The organism is Ruegeria aquimaris (genome assembly GCF_025751555.1).
GTDB classification, from domain to species: Bacteria; Pseudomonadota; Alphaproteobacteria; order Rhodobacterales; family Rhodobacteraceae; genus Ruegeria_B; species Ruegeria_B aquimaris.
The window spans coordinates 30,255-46,944 of record NZ_JAOWLB010000028.1 but is presented as its reverse complement, the minus strand read 5'-3'; the positions used below and the strand labels follow the sequence as shown (position 1 = coordinate 46,944).

At 61.1% G+C, this 16,690-nt stretch carries 15 protein-coding genes and 1 tRNA gene; 6 read left to right on the top strand and 10 right to left on the bottom strand.

Going from position 1 to position 16,690, the window contains the following annotated elements; translation table 11 throughout:
- Positions 1-189: 189 nt before the first annotated feature.
- The 6 genes from OE747_RS22750 to OE747_RS22725 form a co-directional block, all read right to left on the bottom strand.
- Positions 190-1,986 (bottom strand): DUF927 domain-containing protein, encoded by a 1,797-nt coding sequence (locus tag OE747_RS22750; protein WP_263830750.1) that lies wholly within the window; start codon positions 1,984-1,986, stop codon positions 190-192.
- Between the two features lie 117 nt (positions 1,987-2,103).
- Positions 2,104-2,340 carry a helix-turn-helix transcriptional regulator gene (locus OE747_RS22745; RefSeq protein ID WP_263830749.1) on the bottom strand — a complete coding sequence of 79 codons (237 nt, stop codon included), beginning with the start codon at positions 2,338-2,340 and terminating at the stop codon, positions 2,104-2,106.
- Positions 2,341-2,743: 403 nt separating this feature from the next.
- Positions 2,744-2,820, bottom strand: a tRNA-Arg gene (locus OE747_RS22740).
- Positions 2,821-2,883: 63 nt separating this feature from the next.
- Positions 2,884-4,269 (bottom strand): sensor histidine kinase, encoded by a 1,386-nt coding sequence (locus OE747_RS22735; protein ID WP_263830748.1) that lies wholly within the window; start codon positions 4,267-4,269, stop codon positions 2,884-2,886.
- A 15-nt stretch (positions 4,270-4,284) separates the two neighbouring features.
- On the bottom strand, positions 4,285-5,703 hold the full coding sequence (locus tag OE747_RS22730) for a dihydrolipoyl dehydrogenase family protein (protein ID WP_263830747.1): 1,419 nt from the start codon (positions 5,701-5,703) through the stop codon (positions 4,285-4,287).
- 3 nt (positions 5,704-5,706) lie between these two features.
- Positions 5,707-6,438, bottom strand: coding sequence for a TVP38/TMEM64 family protein (locus tag OE747_RS22725; protein ID WP_263830746.1), 732 nt, complete (start codon positions 6,436-6,438; stop codon positions 5,707-5,709).
- A 308-nt stretch (positions 6,439-6,746) separates the two neighbouring features.
- On the opposite strand from OE747_RS22725, the gene rpmH reads away from it, so the two are divergent.
- The 4 genes from rpmH to OE747_RS22705 all read left to right on the top strand — a co-directional run bounded on the left by rpmH (position 6,747) and on the right by OE747_RS22705 (position 9,317).
- Positions 6,747-6,881 (top strand): 50S ribosomal protein L34, encoded by a 135-nt coding sequence (rpmH, locus tag OE747_RS22720; RefSeq protein ID WP_164131559.1) that lies wholly within the window; start codon positions 6,747-6,749, stop codon positions 6,879-6,881.
- Between the two features lie 25 nt (positions 6,882-6,906).
- Positions 6,907-7,332, top strand: coding sequence for a ribonuclease P protein component (gene rnpA / locus OE747_RS22715; RefSeq protein ID WP_263830745.1), 426 nt, complete (start codon positions 6,907-6,909; stop codon positions 7,330-7,332).
- A 57-nt stretch (positions 7,333-7,389) separates the two neighbouring features.
- Positions 7,390-7,623 (top strand): membrane protein insertion efficiency factor YidD, encoded by a 234-nt coding sequence (gene yidD, locus OE747_RS22710; protein WP_263830744.1) that lies wholly within the window; start codon positions 7,390-7,392, stop codon positions 7,621-7,623.
- Positions 7,624-7,694: 71 nt separating this feature from the next.
- Positions 7,695-9,317 carry an acyl-CoA dehydrogenase family protein gene (locus OE747_RS22705; protein ID WP_263830743.1) on the top strand — a complete coding sequence of 541 codons (1,623 nt, stop codon included), beginning with the start codon at positions 7,695-7,697 and terminating at the stop codon, positions 9,315-9,317.
- On the opposite strand, the gene OE747_RS22700 is transcribed toward OE747_RS22705, so the two are convergent.
- From OE747_RS22700 to OE747_RS22685, 4 genes are all read right to left on the bottom strand, one after another.
- Complete coding sequence (locus OE747_RS22700; protein WP_263830742.1) at positions 9,314-10,564, bottom strand: NAD(P)/FAD-dependent oxidoreductase; 1,251 nt, start codon at positions 10,562-10,564, stop codon at positions 9,314-9,316. The two genes, OE747_RS22705 and OE747_RS22700, sit on opposite strands and share 4 nt — an antisense overlap.
- Entirely contained in the window at positions 10,554-12,773 is a 2,220-nt protein-coding gene (locus OE747_RS22695) for a TRAP transporter permease (protein ID WP_263830741.1), read from the bottom strand. Before OE747_RS22695 ends, OE747_RS22700 begins: the two co-directional genes overlap by 11 nt.
- Positions 12,774-12,801: 28 nt before the next feature.
- On the bottom strand, positions 12,802-13,530 hold the full coding sequence (locus OE747_RS22690; RefSeq protein ID WP_263830740.1) for an aspartate/glutamate racemase family protein: 729 nt from the start codon (positions 13,528-13,530) through the stop codon (positions 12,802-12,804).
- Positions 13,531-13,628: 98 nt separating this feature from the next.
- Positions 13,629-14,639, bottom strand: coding sequence for a TAXI family TRAP transporter solute-binding subunit (locus OE747_RS22685; RefSeq protein ID WP_263830739.1), 1,011 nt, complete (start codon positions 14,637-14,639; stop codon positions 13,629-13,631).
- A 144-nt stretch (positions 14,640-14,783) separates the two neighbouring features.
- On the opposite strand from OE747_RS22685, the gene OE747_RS22680 reads away from it, so the two are divergent.
- Together OE747_RS22680 and ttcA are read left to right on the top strand one after the other, a co-directional pair.
- Positions 14,784-15,740: a LysR family transcriptional regulator gene (locus OE747_RS22680; protein ID WP_263830738.1), complete on the top strand. Its 957-nt coding sequence runs from the start codon at positions 14,784-14,786 to the stop codon at positions 15,738-15,740.
- Between the two features lie 60 nt (positions 15,741-15,800).
- The gene (gene ttcA / locus OE747_RS22675; RefSeq protein WP_263830737.1) at positions 15,801-16,670 is read left to right on the top strand and encodes a tRNA 2-thiocytidine(32) synthetase TtcA; all 870 of its coding nucleotides are present in this window, start codon (positions 15,801-15,803) and stop codon (positions 16,668-16,670) included.
- Positions 16,671-16,690: the final 20 nt, after the last annotated feature.

The following is a 16,690-nucleotide window of genomic DNA, read 5'->3' as shown; positions in this document are numbered from 1 at the left end:
GGACCGCTTGGACCGCTTGGACCGCTTGGACCGCTTGGACCGCTTGGACCGCTTGGACCGCTTGGACCGCTTGGACCAAGGGAAGGGTCGAGTGTCAAGTCTGGTCCAAGTGGTCCAAGTGGTCCAAAAACCCAACTTGATACGAGCGCGCGCCGCTCGGACGCGCACCTGTATTTCGTTCTCCAGCTCTCAGCTGCCGGTCGTCCCGATCAGCGCAGACGCGCGCACGGCATAGACACGCGGACGGTCCTGGACTTCGCGCCCCATCCTGAACTGCAGGCCACTGGCGCCCTGGGTTCTCAACAGGCCGGACGCCTGGTGAAGACGGGCCGCCTCTAAAGGATCCTTCGCACCATGGATGACCTTCCAGCACTCGGGCTGGATGTAGACCCAAGCTTCGTCCCGCCATCCGTCGAGAGGCTCACCGGCGGACCCTCCCAAGAGCTGGAAACGCTCCAGATTCCGAGACACATAGTCCTTGCTCCGTTCCACAGCGCTGTCAATCTCGGCACGGGTCGATCCATCACGTGCGTCCAGCCACCCCATGAAGAGCTCGAACGCGGCCGAACGCGCCGTGCCGACCCGCCAGCCGGTCAGACCGAACTTGGTCGCCGTCTCCCCAGCCAGGGCGGAAAGGGCGAACCGGGCCATCACGCGCTGGATCTGTCCATCCGGCGGGAGATCAGCTTTTGTTCCCCACTCGCGGCAAAAACTATCGACAAGACGCGTGAACGTGTCCCGCTTATCCAGGTTTTTCATCAGGGCCTCAACGAAGACCGGGCCGGCGACGCCATAGGTCTCACGCCCGGCCCTCTGCATGCGCTCCGCGAACGCACGACCATCGGGTTCTCCATGAAGGCAATCGAAAGCACCATACCTCCGGGCATCGGCCACGAGGTCGATCAACCGGATGTCCTGCCCCGCATACATGGTCCGGCCGCCGCTCGCCATGTGCTCCTCCAGGGAGAGCTCGCCACTCGACAGCACCGGCACGTTCCAGCGCCGCGTCGGCTGAGCCTTGCCGTTGGAGCTCATACGGTTCTTCCCACGCCCATTGGCCAGCATGTAGACGATGTCACCAGCAGCCCTAGGCTCCACCTGGTGCAGTTCGTCGAGCACCAGCAGGCTGTCGTTGCAAGCAGCTGCGATGCCCTCGATCCCATTGTCGGTGCTGCGCCAGCTCTGCACGAAGGACGGCGCACCCCAAACCGAGGCTGCCACACCAAGAAGCGTGGACTTGCCCCGTGACGAGACACCGCGCAGATGAAAGCCACCTCCGTCACGCCCCAGAAACGACAGGAGCGGCCCGGTGAACGCATGTGACAGCGCCAAAACCATCAGCGGGTTGCCATCACACGGCTGTGCCACAGCAGCGCGCCAATCCACCAACTTACCTTTCGCATGCATCGAGGCCGCAATATCGCCAGAGATTGCATCGGTCATCACCAAACCGTCACCGAGCACATGACCGTTCCCCAAAGTGAATGCGCTGAAAGAGGGGTCGGCCCATCCCAGCCGATCCGAGCGCAGATACCGGGTATCCGGGCGCCAGTTTGCGAGCAACTCGGCAACGCTCTGAGCGGCCTTTTCGACCGGTGCCAACTCCAGTCCCTGATCGAACAAGGCGTTCAAGGACGAGGCCGACCTCCTCGATACATCCCGCGCATCCAGGATCAGCTCATGCCATTTCCCGTCCGGATCCTCAACTGCCACGACCCGGCCCCAGCCGCCGCCATTCGGCCGACTACAGATCCCCTGCACGATCAAGGGTGAGCAGATCCGGACCGGCAGCAGATCCTCGCCTTCACCGGGCCGTAGCTGGTAGATGCCATCTGTGGCCAGCGAGAAGTCGCTGGGCATACCGTCCGACGCGGGCTTCGTGATCCCCCGCAGCACGGAGCTTGCCTGCTCTCCGACCCTTCCCGGGAATGTGAAAATGTTGGCCGCGCCGGCGGCCGGACGCAAGGTGCTGCTCTGTTCGGTCATGATGAGGTCTCTCCGAGGCAAAGGCGGGTTGTTCAGCGCGACCAAGTCCGCGCTGTCAGAAACTCAGCGTCCCGTTCTTCGGGACGAAAGATCAGGATGAGGCTGTGGAGGGTGCCGTCAGGTCGCCATCAAGGCGTCCGGCTCGAACTGCATGAACGCGACAAGACCACAGGCCAGCTGTCCTTCCCATTCCTCGATGTCGGAAAGCCGCCAACGGGTGGTGGTCCCACCCAGCTTTACGGGTGCAGGGAAATTACCGTTGCGCTTCCAGCGCCAGATCGAGTCCTTGGATACGCCAAAGCGATTGGCGACCTGGTCAACGGAAAGGTAGAGGGAATTTGCATGGGCAGTCACTGTCGATGATCTCCTGTTCAGGCACGCAAAGGCAACCTGCTGCGGAGAGTATTTCTCGTCCGGCAGGGTCGTTCATGTGCACGTTGATGTATGTTTCCCTTATAGCAGAATTTTTGGCGACTTCCCTGAGAATTCGAGAGAATTCTGAGAGAGTTCGACATTTTCCGCCGAAAGCTGTTGGGGGGGCGGATCAGAAGAGCCCTACAAGTCTGAAGCGGTAGATTTTGGAGAGTGACCGGTCGATGGCATCGTCAATTATGAGATGACGGTCCGATCAACCTGGGAACCGCAAACCATTGCATATCGTTTCAGTCAATGGAAAGATTATTGGTGGCACGTTTGGTGGCAAGAAATCCGCGCCTATCAAAAAATTGATTTATTTCAATATCTTATGGGGGCACCATGGCGGACCGAGGAGGATTCGAACCCCCGACCCCTTGATTCGTAGTCAAGTACTCTATCCAACTGAGCTATCGGTCCGCGTGGTGACGCGCTATCTAGACGTTACACTGGGGCCACGCAACCCGATTCTGCCGAATTCTGTCAAAAAGTTTTTTCGCCTTTTGGCAGCCGTATTTCAAAGGTGGTTCCCTCAGGACCACTGTCTTTCAACACCAATTCGCCACCATGGCCACGCACCAATTCAGCAGAGATTGCCAGCCCGAGACCGGAGCCGCCTTTGCGTACTCCACCCTGGAACGGGGTGAACAGGTTCTCACGTGCCTTGGGGGGCAAACCGGGACCGGTGTCGGACACCTCGATAAACCAGTCCCGCTCGGTCTCATATCCACTGATGATAACCTGCCCGGGTCGATCCAGAACCTCGAGGGCCTGGCGCGCATTCCGCACAAGGTTCATCACCACCCTGAAAAGCTGTTCGGGGTCCGCGCGCGCTGACATGTCTTCGGGGACATGGTTTGCGATTTCGATCTTGCCTTCGACAAGGGCGAGGCGCTCACTGGCGGAAACGTCCTCGGCAATTGCACGAACACGCACCATGTTGAGCATCGGTGCCGGCTCTTCGGCCCGCCCAAAGGCTAGCGTGCTTTCGCAGAGCGATACGGCGCGGGTGATCGAGTTCACCAGTTTGGGCGCCATACGTCGCACCAAAGGATCTTCGCTCGCTTCGATCCTGTCGGTGAACAGCTGGGCAGAGGTCAGGATATTGCGCAGGTCATGGCTGACCTTGGCCACGGCACCGCCGAGTTGCGCAAGACGCTCACGCTGTTTCAGGGCCTGTGTCAGTTGCACCTGCAACATCTTCAGGGCCTCCTCGGCTTCACGCAGTTCCGTCACACCTGCGCTCGGGGTGATTATCCCCCGAACGTCTTCGGGGGCACGCGCGTAGCGCTGCATGTAATCGACAACGCCAGTAATGGGACGGACCAGCGTCGCCCGCACCGCCAGGAACAGGAAAAAGGCAGTGATGATCGAGATCACCAGAGACAGGATCAGGATGCGTATGCCATAGTCGATCATCGCCATGCGCAGCGGAGCACTGTCCATGGTCACCTCGATCAGCGATCCGGCTCCCTTCACCGGCTCGCCAATGACCCGGATCACCTCATTTCCCGGAGAAAAGAAGCGCTTGAGCGCATCCCGCATCAGCGGGAATGGGGCCGCCTGCCGCAAGTCATAGGTATGTTCGATCTGCGATGGGATCGGAGAGCTCAGCATGAGCTGCCGAACCTCGTTGCGACGCAGCACGACGTTATACACCCCGGCATTGGCCAGCAGTTCGGCTTCGAGTTCGGTTGCCAGCATGTCGTCCGCCAGAAGCGCAAGCGATGCGATCTGCGCCCGTTCCAGCCTGTTCTGAAGGAAATCCTGGCGAAAACGGGCAATGGACGGCACGAAGATCAGCACTTCGGCCAGCATCACAAAGACCACGGTCAGGATCAGGAACCGACCTGAAAGCGAGTTCAGCATGATCTCCTTTTCCGGTCAGGGCAGCCAGCGCTGGACCAACCCAACCACCCGTTTTACCGTCTGGTTTTCGAACAGCCGTGGAGAGAAATAGGCTCCAGCGGCGCGTTTGTTAACCTCGCCAAATGTGGGATATGGTGAAACCATCGCGGCAATCTGGCTCATCCTGAGGGTATTGGCCAAGGCAAGCGACCACAAGCCAATGTGTTCGCCTGCCTGATGTCCAACGATGGTGACACCAACGGGGCGCCCCCGAACCACCATGACCTTGATAAAACCTTCGGTCCTGCGCTCGGCAATGGCCCGGTCGTTGTGGTGGTAGTCGAAGCGCGCGATCTCGACCCGGTCACCGTGCCGGTCGCGGGCCTCGGCCTCGGTCAGGCCGACTTGCGCCAGTTCCGGATCGGTATAGATGGATCGCGGAATGTGAACCGAGGTAGATTTCGACCGCAATCCAAACAACGCCGACCGTATGACAATACCGGCGTGATAGCCTGCCACATGGGTGAATTGCAGCCCACCGGCGACATCTCCGATGGCATAGACCCGCCTGTTGGTGGTGCGCAGCCCGGCATCGGTCCGGATGCCGGAACGCGTGGTCTCGATGCCCGCGGCCTCGAGGTTCAAACGATCAGTATTGGCCTTGCGCCCGGCCGCAACCAGCAGATGCGTACCGGCGAATATCCAGCCCTCGGTACTGACGACCTCGATGGCCCCGCCGTTGCCGCGAACCTGCGCCGCCATTGTCTGTTCGACAATCTCGACGCCTTCGCCCCGCAGATGGTCCAGAATCAGCGATGCCGCTTCAGGGTCTTCACGGCCCAGCGCCCGATCGGCCTCGATCACGGTCACCGGGCACCCCAGCCGCACATGCGCCTGAGCCATTTCCAGCCCTATCGGCCCCGCGCCGATGATCAAGAGACGGCCAGGCCGTTCGCGCAAGTCGAACAGCGTTTCGTTGGTCAGGAATGGCACCTTGTCCAACCCGGGAATCGGCGGCACCAGCGGAGAGGATCCCGTGGCAAGCACGATGCGACGCGCGGTGATCACATGGTCACCTGCCTGAACCTCGGTTTTCGAGATGAACCGGCCATACTCGCGGATCACCCTTACGCCCAGACCCTCGAACCGTTCCTGACTGTCCACCGGCGCAATCTGCTCGATAACTTCGCGCACATGCCTCATGGCCGCGCCATAGTCCACCTGAGGCGACTGGTTTGCTACACCAAACACCGCCGCATGCGACTGACCATGTGCGGCCTTGGCGCTGGCGATCAGCGCCTTGGAGGGCACGCAACCAAAGTTCAGGCAATCGCCGCCCATTTCGTGGCCTTCCAGCAGCACCACCTTGGCGCCCATCTGGCTGGCGCCCGCGGCAACCGATAAACCGCCGGAACCGGCGCCAATTACCAGGAGGTCGGTTTTGATCCGCTGCACGGCTCAGGCTCCCTTGCGGTTGCGCAATGCCTTGAGGACGATCGGCAACGCGGCCAGCACACAAAGTCCCAGGATCGGGCCAATCACGAAGGGTTCGCGCAAGAGCGATAGATCGGGTGTTTCACCGCGGTCGAACACTTCACCCAGCCCGACCCCAATCCAGGTGAAAACGATGGCGCCCGGGATGATGCCCAGAGCCGTGGTCAGCACGTAATTCCGCAGCTTCACCCCGACCAGGGCGGGTATCAGGTTTGCGGCGAAGAAGGGCACCGCAGGCACCAGCCGCAACAGGAACAGAACGGATATCTCGTTTTCCCGCAGACCGTCCTTGAGCCGTTTGACCGTGCCCTCCGAGGCGTCGAGGCGCGCGGACAGCGCCGCACCAAGACCCGCGCGGGCGGCCAGAAAGATCAGCACCGCTCCGATAGTGGCCGAAACAACGTTCAGGGCGGTGCCAGCCACCAGGCCGAACAAGAACCCGCCTGTCATCGAGGTCAACGCAGCACCAGGGAGAGAGAAAGCCACGATCGTCACGTAGACACAGGCGAAGATCGCCGCCATAGCTACATAATGGGCATCCCTATAGGCGACCAATGCCTCGCGATTCGCGGCCAGCATGTCAAAGGTCAGATAGTCGCGCATCAGGAACCCGCCAACCAGCGCGACAAATGCGATGACAATCAGCGGCATATGCCGCAAGCGCCCGATGGCAGATGCGTTTGCTGTATCACTCATTGCAGGGCGATCCGGATCCGAGTCGTTGTTTCGTGGCATTGTCCGTCTAACATGCAGTTGCAATGGGTCCACAAACAGCCCCATCACGCCCGGTTGATCCAACAACGTTCAAAACGTGAGATTTTTGCCCGATCGGGCGGATTCTGAAACCTTTGGGCTGGTGTCGTCCGGGAAATTGTTGCAAAAGCCCGCAAAACCCGACGCAGAGGGTTTGACTTGCCCGGGATCTCGCTTTAGAGGACGGGCTTCGATTAGACCCGGGAGGCGAATCCGCGCCGCACCCGACCGCAAGATTGGAGTACGGAGCGATGAAACGCACCTATCAGCCTTCGAACCTGGTTCGCAAACGCCGCCACGGTTTCCGCGCCCGCATGGCAACCAAGGGCGGCCGCAAGATCCTGAACGCACGCCGCGCCCGTGGCCGCAAGGAGCTGAGCGCGTAAGCGCATACAGCCCGTTCTGACGGACATGACACCGCCGGAGGCCCCCATGGATGGCTCTGCCAAACCGGGGGAATTGCCTCCGGCGGTGTCCGTTTGTGCACCTGCCCAGTTGACAGTCCTGAGCAAGCGCAGCGACTTCCTGAAAGCTGCCCGCGCCAGAAGGCAACCAGCACCGTCGATGCTGGTGCAGGCCCGACGCCGCGTACCGGGCGAGGCGGAGGGCATTCGCGTCGGTTTCACCTGCTCCAAGAAAGTCGGAAATGCCGTCGCCCGCAATCGTGCCAAACGGCGTTTGCGGGAGATTGCGCGCAGAGTGCTGCCCGAGATTGGACACGATGGCTGGGACTATGTCCTGATCGGTAAGCCCGGCGACACCGCTGCGCGACCCTTTGACATGCTGGAAAACGATCTGCGCAAGGCGCTGATCAAACTGCATTCCCCCAAGAGCTGACACCATGCGTCGCAATGCCTGTTGGCGCCTTGGCACGCGCGCCATAAGTTACAGATCATGACGCCTCTCGCCCATATCCTTGCGCTGCCTGTGCGCGCCTATCGGCTGGTTTTCAGCCCCTGGGTGGGGTTCAACTGCCGGTATCAACCGACCTGTTCGGCCTATGCGCTGGAAGCGCTGGAAAAACACGGTGCGCTGCGCGGCACTTGGCTAGCCATGCGCCGCATCGGGCGCTGCCACCCGTTGGGCGGCGATGGCTACGACCCCGTCCCCGACCGCGGGGACAAGTGACGGGTCGTCACGCTTGACCGTCTGCATTCGCCCGGCTGACCATCGCGGCAACTCAACTACCCGAGGTCGCCATGCGCTCTGCCCCCTTGACCCGTCTCGCCACACATGAGGTCCTTAATCAGCCAGAGGTGCGCGGCGACATCGACCTCTGGACCAGCGATCCGGTATTGCGGGAAACCGCCACCCTTGCCGGGGCGCAACCCCAGGTGCTTGCCGACTATGGCCGCACCATGGGCGCGTCCGAGATGCGCGAGGCCGGGCGCGAGGCCAATGCCAATCCGCCTCGGCTGGAGCTGTTTGACAGGGGCGGCCGCCGGTTGGACGAGGTCCGTTTCCATCCCGCCTATCACCGGTTGATGGAGGCAAGCCAGTCTGCGGGCTACGCCGCCATCGCGTGGGAGGGCGGACCGGGCGGTCACGCCACGCACGCCGCGATGGTCTACCTCGCCAGCCAGGTAGAGCCCGGCCATTGCTGCCCGATGACAATGACTTATGCCGCGATCCCAGCCCTCTCCGCCGACAGCGCCATTGCGGCGGATTGGCGACCCAAGCTGATGGAACGCAGTTATGATCCAACAGTTGCCCCGGTCGGCGAAAAGCGTGCCGCGACGCTGGGCATGGCGATGACCGAGAAACAAGGTGGCTCGGACGTGCGGGCGAACATCACCATCGCCCGGCGCGACGACGGCCATTGGCGGCTCAAGGGTCACAAGTGGTTCTGCTCGGCCCCGATGTCGGACGGGTTTCTGACGCTGGCACAGGCGCCGGGCGGGCTGACCTGCTTCCTGCTGCCCCGCTGGCTGGAGGGCGAGCGAAACGCGATCCACCTGATGCGCCTGAAGGACAAGCTGGGCAACAAGGCAAATGCCTCCGCCGAGGTCGAGTTCCACGATGCGCTGGCTTATCAGTTGGGCGGTGAAGGCGACGGGGTGCGCACCATCATCGAGATGGTCCATCATACGCGACTGGATACCGCGATGGCCCCCGCCGGGCTGATGCGCGCGGCGCTGGCCGAGGCGCATCACTGGGTCCAGCATCGCAGCACCTTTCAGCGCCGCCTGATCGACCAGCCGCTCATGCGGGCGGTGCTGGCCGATCTGGTGCTCGACTGGGAAGGATCCCTGACACTGGGCCTGCGGGTGGCACAGGCCTTTGACAGCAGTGACCCGGCCGACCGCGCCTTTGCCCGCATCGGCGTGGCGCTGGCAAAGTTCCTCGCCAACAAACGCTGCCCGGTGGTTGTCGTCGAGGCGATGGAGGTTCTGGGCGGCATGGGATATGTCGAAGAGACCGGCCTGCCGCTCCTCTATCGTGAGGCGCCGCTGAACGGAATCTGGGAGGGTTCGGGGAATGTGATCTGCCTCGATATCCTGCGCAGCCTCGCGCGTGATCCGTTGGCCGCCGAAGTGCTGCGGGCGGAACTGTTGGCTGCGCGTGGCGTGGATGCGCGCTATGATGCCGCCCTGATCGAGCATGCCGCACGATGGCCCGCGCTTCCGCCCGAGGCAGAAGCGCGCTGGTATGCCGAGCAGACGGCACAACTGCTGACCGCGTCGCTGCTGATCCGTCAGGGCCCGGCCGCGGTTGCCGACATGTACACGGCGACCCGGCTGGCCGGTGACAGCGGACGCATTCCCGGCGCTATCGCCGCCTGTGATGTGGGCGGCGTTCTGGCCAGGCTGGGCGGGACCTAGCCAAAGCGCAGGGCACGAAACGGCGAAAGGTCGGTGTTCGCCTTGCGTCCTGTTGCGATATCGGCCACCAGCTCGCCGGTCTTGGGCGCCATCATCAGCCCATAATGGCTGTGCCCGAATGCGGCGATCAGGCCGGGAAAGCCCTCAATCTCTCCAATACAAGGCAGACTGTCGGGCAGGCTGGGCCGTTGACCTGACCAAGTGGTGTACTCCGTGCTGTTCAGATCAGGTGACAAGCGCTTGGCAAGTTCAACCAGCCCTTTGAGCCTCTTTTCATTGACCGGCGCATCCAGACCGGCGAACTCTGCGGTTCCCGCCACCCGCAGCCCGTCCTCCATCGTGGAGGCCACGAACTTCATGTCGGCATCCATCACCGAGTGATTCAGCGTGATACCCGGGCGGGTAAAGCAGACATGATACCCGCGCTCGGCTTCCAACGGGATCCGAATGCCCAAAGGCCTGAGAAGTTCGGTCGACCAGACCCCCATGGCCAGCACCAATCGGGGAGCAGTCATTTCACCCTGATCCGTGCCAACCGACCAACCCCCACCTTCCAAAGGCAGAATAGCTTGCACAGTGGCACGCCGAATCTCGCCCCCCATACGCTGGAGTTTCTCGGCAAGCACCTTGCCCACGCGCCCCGGCGACAGCGCCCGCGCCTGTCCCTTGATCAGGATCGCCGCGCGAAACTCGGGCGACAGGGCCGGTTCGAGCGAACGCAAGCCCTCGGCTCCGATCCGTTCCAGGTCCGCACCGATTGCCTGGCGCAACTCGGCATCCAGCGTATCAAGCCGGGCGGCATCCGGATCACGATAGGCATGCACATAGTAGCTGTCGCGGATCAGGTCCTCGTGCCCTGTGCCCGTCAGATGGCGGCGAAACAAGGTGATGCAATCCCGGTTCAACAAATCCATCGCGGACGAGATCTGCCTTACCTTCTGCTCGCGCCCTTGCCACAGAAAACGCAAGCCCCAGGGCGCAAGGCGCGGCAGGTAAGAGGGCCGCACGGTTACGGGACCCAAGGGGTCCAGCAGCCAGCCCGGCACCTTTTGCCAGATCCCCGGCATGGATTGCGGAACTACCGACCAGGGCGAAATGATGCCCGCGTTGCCAAAGGATGTCGCTTGCCCCGGCTCATCCCGGTCGATCAGGGTGACCTTGACCCCCCGCTCCGTCAGCGCCAGCGCGGTGCAGATCCCGACGATCCCGGCGCCGAGAACGGTGACTTCCCCGGCATCAGGCGACATGGGTCGCCCCCTTGCGCTGCACGATCTGGCTCAGCACCGCAGGGGCGGCGATCAGTGCTGCAATCAGATCCGCCTGGAGAGAGGGGGCAATGAATACGATACCGGCGATGGCCATCAACACCCGGAACAGAACCCCCATCGGTACCAACAAGTAGCCAACAACGGCAGAGGACAGGCAGATCACCCCCAAGATACAACTGGTCGCAGCATAGCTGAAGGTCCAGAGATCAAACCCGGTCTGCGAGACAAACAGCAGGACCGGCGCATAGACAAAGGCCATTGGGGCCACGACCTTGCCTAGGCCAAGGGTAAAGGCGGATATCCCGGTCCGGAAAGGATTGGAGTTCGCAATCGCCGCCGCCGCATAGGCCGAGGTACAGACCGGCGGCGTGATTTCGGCCACGACCCCGTAGTAGAGCACGAACATATGGCTGGCGATGGGCGGCACCCCCAATTGCGCCAGTGCGGGTTGCGCCACCGATACCAGCATGATGTAGAGCGCCGTCGTCGGGATGCCCGCGCCCATCAGGATACAAGCGAGCGCGATGAAGATCAGGCTGAGGAACAGCGTGATCTGGTCGACCGAGAACAGTTCATACCCCCCAAAGCTGAACAACCCCGCCAGATCGGCGCCCAGCGCCCCGGCGCCCTGCGTTACCATGAAACCGATTCGGAAGCCGACCCCGGTGGTGTTGATCACACCGACCACCAGACCCACCGCAGCCGACGCCGCGCCAACTGCCAACGCGTATTTAACGCCGGTTTCAAAGGTCTCGGCCATCTGTGGCAGACGAATACGCTCTTGCGGATTGAACGCGCCCAGAACCGCACAGGCGATCAGCACCGCCGACATCGTAAGGTCGAAGCCCTGGTCGGAATACTTCCAGATCACAAAGGCGATGAACGCCGCCGGATAGATCAGGGTGACCGGCGCCTTGACCCGCGACATGCCGGTAACCAGTGCCAGCGAAATGCCGCAGAAGGCCGACATGTAAGGCGTGTAGCCTGAGAACAGCACAACAAGAAGCCCTACCAACGGCACCAGATTGGCCCAGCCATCGCGCCAGACGGCCGCAAATTTCGGAAGCGCATCTTTCGTCATGCCCTGCAAGTTCAGGCGCCGCGCCATCAGGTGAACGACACTGAACACGCCGACATAGTGCAGCAGCGCCGGAAAGATGGCGGCAATGACAATGGTCGTGTACGGAACCTCCAGAAACTCGGCCATGATAAAGGCCGCCGCCCCCATGATCGGCGGGGTGATCTGCCCCCCGGCTGAGGCCGCGGCCTCGACCCCGCCCGCGAAATGACCCGGGTAACCAAGACGTTTCATGTTTGGAATGGTCAGCGACCCGGTCGAAACGGTGTTGGCCACCGAGGATCCCGAGATGGTGCCAAAGAAGGCCGAGGACACCACCGAGACCTTGGCAGGCCCGCCAGTGTAGCGACCGGCGAGGATGGTCGCATTGTCGATAAAGAGCTGCCCAAGTCCGGTGCGTTGCGCGATGACACCAAACAGGACGAAGTGAAAGACAATGGTCGAGACCACCCAAAGCGTGACGCCGAAAATGCCCTCTTGCGGGAAGTACATCGACGAAACAAAGGTCCGGAACTTGACCCCGGGATGTTGCAGGATGCCGGGAAAGATCGGTCCGAACAGCGCATAGGCCATAAAGACACAGATGATGGCCGGCAGGACCCAGCCAAGCGTGCGTCGCGCAATGTCCAGAACCAGCACGATCAGGATGCAGCCGAACACCATGTCATACCCGTTCGGGTTGCCCATCCGGAACGTCTGCTCTTCGATGCCAAGCCAGGGCACACCATGCCAGGCCAACCCTAGGTAGAGAGCCGATGCGACCCCCAGCACCATCAGGAGCAGGTCCAGATACGGTACCCCGCCATAATGCATCAGGCCGGTCTTCATATCATATGAATTGCGGGTGCGGACTATCGGAAACAGCGCATAGGTCAGAATGAACAGCCCCGACAGGTGCCAGCCCATGTGCCAATAATCGGTCGGCAATCCGAACCCGGCTGTCAGGTAGTGATAGACGGCAAAACTCAGGGCGACCGCCTTGAGAAACAGGGCAAAACCCGGCGACACGGGCCGTGTCGGCGCGCTTTCGTCGTATTTCTCCTCGATGGCCGCCAGCTCCTCGGCGGTCAGCGTCCGGTCTTGGGCATCATCTGTCTTTTGCACGCTCATTGTCTGTCACCTCGAACCGGTTGCACGGTCAACGAATGAAGCCGGCATAGGAACCGCGCAGAACCGCGGAGTGGACCATGCTGGCCAATGTTATGATATCGAAAACGGGGCGTTGCAGTTCACGTTGCAGCGCATGCGCGTAAGGCGGCAGATCGGTGCATTCCAGCAGGATCGCCCCGATTTCCGGGTCTCTGGCCACCAGTTGGCGACCAGCTGTCAGAAGCTCTCTCTCGACCTTGTCGAGATCCATGTCGTCGCGCGCGCCCCGCAGGATAACGTCGGCGAATTCGGTACTGTCTTCCATACCCTGAACCACGACCGGAACCCCTGCCGCCCCGGCTCCGGCAAGATGCCGGTCGGTCAAGGCCGAAGCGGAGGCGGTCAGCACACCCACCGGGCGCTGGGTCATTGTGTGGATCATGGGCAGTTGCACCAGCGACGATACAAAGACCGGTACGGATACGGCCTGTGCGATCTCGGCCTGGAACAAGGCCAGAAACCCGCAGGACCCGGTGATCGCCTTGACCCCGCTGCGTTCAAGACGCCGCGCCGCGTCGAGCAAGGGGGCCAGCATATCGGGTGTCGGGGAATTCAACAGCTTCGAAACCGTCAGCCCCTCGATGATTTCATAGGTCAGCGTGAACGGCAGACTCGAGGGATTTTTGATATGACCTGGCGGTTTCGGGAAGTAGGATTCAAGCGACAGCACGCCGATCGAAACGCCACAAATGTTTATCCCGCCTTTGACAAGGTTCATATCGGGTCTCCCGGCTGTTCAGCGCGAATTGTTTGAAGTTAGTGTCGGGGACAACCGGCTTGGGTTGTCCCCAGGGTTGGAAAGCTAGCAACCGAAGGCTACTTCAGAGCGCCGATTTCCCGATAGAACTTCTCGGCACCTGCGTGCAGCGGAACCCCAAGTGAGTCCATACCATCCAGGGCGCTGTCCAGTGTGATCAGCTTGCCCTTGGCGTGCCCGTTGTCCAGCAGCGTCCGGGTGTTGTCGTTCCAGAGCGCCTTGGTGATGCCATAGACCAGTTCCTCGTCGAGGTCCGACGATACGACAAGCAACGCGCTCACGGCCGGGGTGTGCACGTCATAATCGATCCCCTCGTACACGCCAGCCGGTATCTTGGATGGAATGTAGGCCGGGATGATCTCGTTGATCTTGGCCATATCCTCGTCGGTGAAGGAATGCAGTTCCATCCCCTTGGTCGAAGCAAGCTGCACCATTGCCGCCACCGGCCAACCGGCCGCATAGAAATAGGCGTCAAGCTGCCCGTCGGCCAGACGTTCAGCCGACTGGCTGTTGTTCAGTTCAGCTTCGTCCATGTTGTCACGGTTTACGCCCCAGACCTCGAGCATCTGCAAAACGGCAACCTGGGTGCCGGATCCCGCCTGTGCGATACCCACACGCTTGTTCGCGAGGTCGCCCAGATTTCCGATCTTTTGCCCCTTGGGCAGCACAAGGTGCAGATCTTCGGGGAAGAGGTTGGCGATAACACGCAGTTTCTCGTGCTTCTTGCCCTCGAACTTGCCTTCGCCCAGATACATGTCCCGAGTCACGTCGGCGGCGGCCAGCCCGGCTTCGAGTTCACCATTCTGCACGGCGGTGTTGTTATAGACCGATGCCGTGGTGGATTGGGCGATTGCAATCAGCCCCGGCACCCCACACTGACCACCCTCTTCACAAGGGCGAGAGCCCGGAGGGGCCGAAATCCCGTTGGCGATCGTGCCACCGATCGGAAAATAGGTGCCCCCGGCGCTGCCCGTCCCGATGCGGAAAAAGGTCGGGTTCTGTGCCGCCACCGCACCCGCGGTGACCAGCGTCGCCAGCGCTGCGCCGGTGAGATGCTTGAATAGTCCCATGTTCATACTCCCTGTTTGAGCCGTTTCAGATGGGAAATGCCGGGTCACGGCACTCCTGCGCTCCATCAAATTCTGTGTGGCAGTTGCATGATAAAAGCAAATTTGTAATTCTATGGTTTAGATAAGAAATTTTGATATGCAGCTATGAACCTTCAGCAACTGATCGTCTTTCGGGAAGTCATGGAAACAGGTTCGGTCAGCGCCGCGGCCCGAAACCTGAACCGAACGCAGCCGGCGATCAGTGCTTCGCTGAAAACATTGGAAGAAAGCGTCGGCATGGAGTTGTTCCGCCGCGAAGGAAGGCGCCTACTTCCTGTGCCCGAAGCACATTATCTCTTGTCAGAAGCCATTGAAATAATTGACAGACTCCATACGGCCGAAGCCAATATGGCCGGCATGCGGAACCGCGCCAGGGGCACGCTGCGTATTGTCGCCATGCCCGGGCCATCGGTTTTTCTGCTTCCCGATTTCGTCAGTCGATTCAAGGCAGATGCCGGGGATCTCAACATAACGCTGTCCACCCGCAGTTCTCCGCAGATCATCAATCTGGTCGCCGCCCAAAGCTTTGACGTCGGTTTTTGCGACATCGGTTTCCTCGATACAACCGAAGACAACCCCCAGTTCGGCCTTTTCCAATCCGAAATCATAATGTGCAACTGCCTGTGCGCGCTGCCGCTGGATCATCCGCTGGCAGGACGCCCCGTGGTTCATGCCCGCGACCTTGACGGTGAGAAGATGGGCGCATTGGCCGCCAGCCATTCCACGCATCGCTCCACAAAGAAAGCATTCGAACAGGAAGGCATACAGTTCGACCTGAGCGTCGAAGCGCAGTATTTCGTCCCGCTTCTTCATTTCGTCGAAGCAGGGCAGATTTGCACGATCCTCGATCCCTTGAGCGCGGAAACCTATCGCCGCATGAACCAGGGCAAAATGCGGGTCAGCTTTGCCCGCTTCGAACCAGCCGTTCCATTCGGCTATTCCATCGTGACGCCCAAGTATCACCCTCAATCCCTGATCACGCAGCAGTTCGTCTCGAAATGGAGCGATTACGTGAACGGTGTGATCACGGCCGAGAAGGTTCTGAAACAGCCCGCAACCTGACCTGACATCGAAACAGTGACTCCTCTTGAGTGGTTTTGCCAAAGCCTGTAAGGCCCGCACATGCTGGACGAGAATGACGACATTCACCCCCTGTTCGCAGGCGCGCCTTCGACAACGGAGTTCAAGAAGCTCCGGAAACGCATCGTGCGTCAGGCGCGCGAGGCGATCGAGCAATACGGTATGGTCGAGCGGGGCGCCCGATGGCTGGTCTGCCTGTCTGGGGGCAAGGACAGTTATACCCTGCTGGCGGTGCTGTACGAGCTGAAATGGCGCGGGTTGCTGCCGGTCGATCTGCTGGCGTGCAATCTCGATCAGGGGCAGCCGGGGTTTCCCGCCACCGTTCTGCCCGAGTTTCTGAAACGCATGGGCGTCCCGCATCGGATCGAGTATCAGGACACGTATTCCGTCGTGGTCGACAAGGTGCCCCAGGGTCGCACATACTGTGCGCTCTGCTCGCGCCTGAGGCGTGGCAACCTGTATCGTATCGCCCGCGAAGAGGGATGCTCAGCCGTCGTCCTGGGGCATCATCGCGACGACATTCTGGAAACCTTCTTCATGAACCTCTTCCATGGCGGTCGCCTGGCAACCATGCCACCGAAGCTGGTGAACGAAGAAGGCGATCTGTTCGTCTATCGCCCGCTGGCACATGTGGCCGAAGCCGATTGCGAGAAGTTCGCGACCTCGATGAACTATCCGATCATTCCCTGCGACCTGTGCGGAAGCCAGGACGGATTGCAGCGTCAGCAGGTCAAACAGATCCTCGACGGATGGGAAAAGAACCGGCCTGGCCGCAGGCAGGTGATGTTCCGGGCCCTGATGAACGCGCGGCCTTCGCATCTTCTGGACCCGAAACTCTTCGACTTTCAGGGCCTGCAACTGACCCCTGGACAGAATGAAGAAAATTTTGGCGAAGTTCCGCGGTTGCGTTAACGTCTGACTCAGACTGGTTG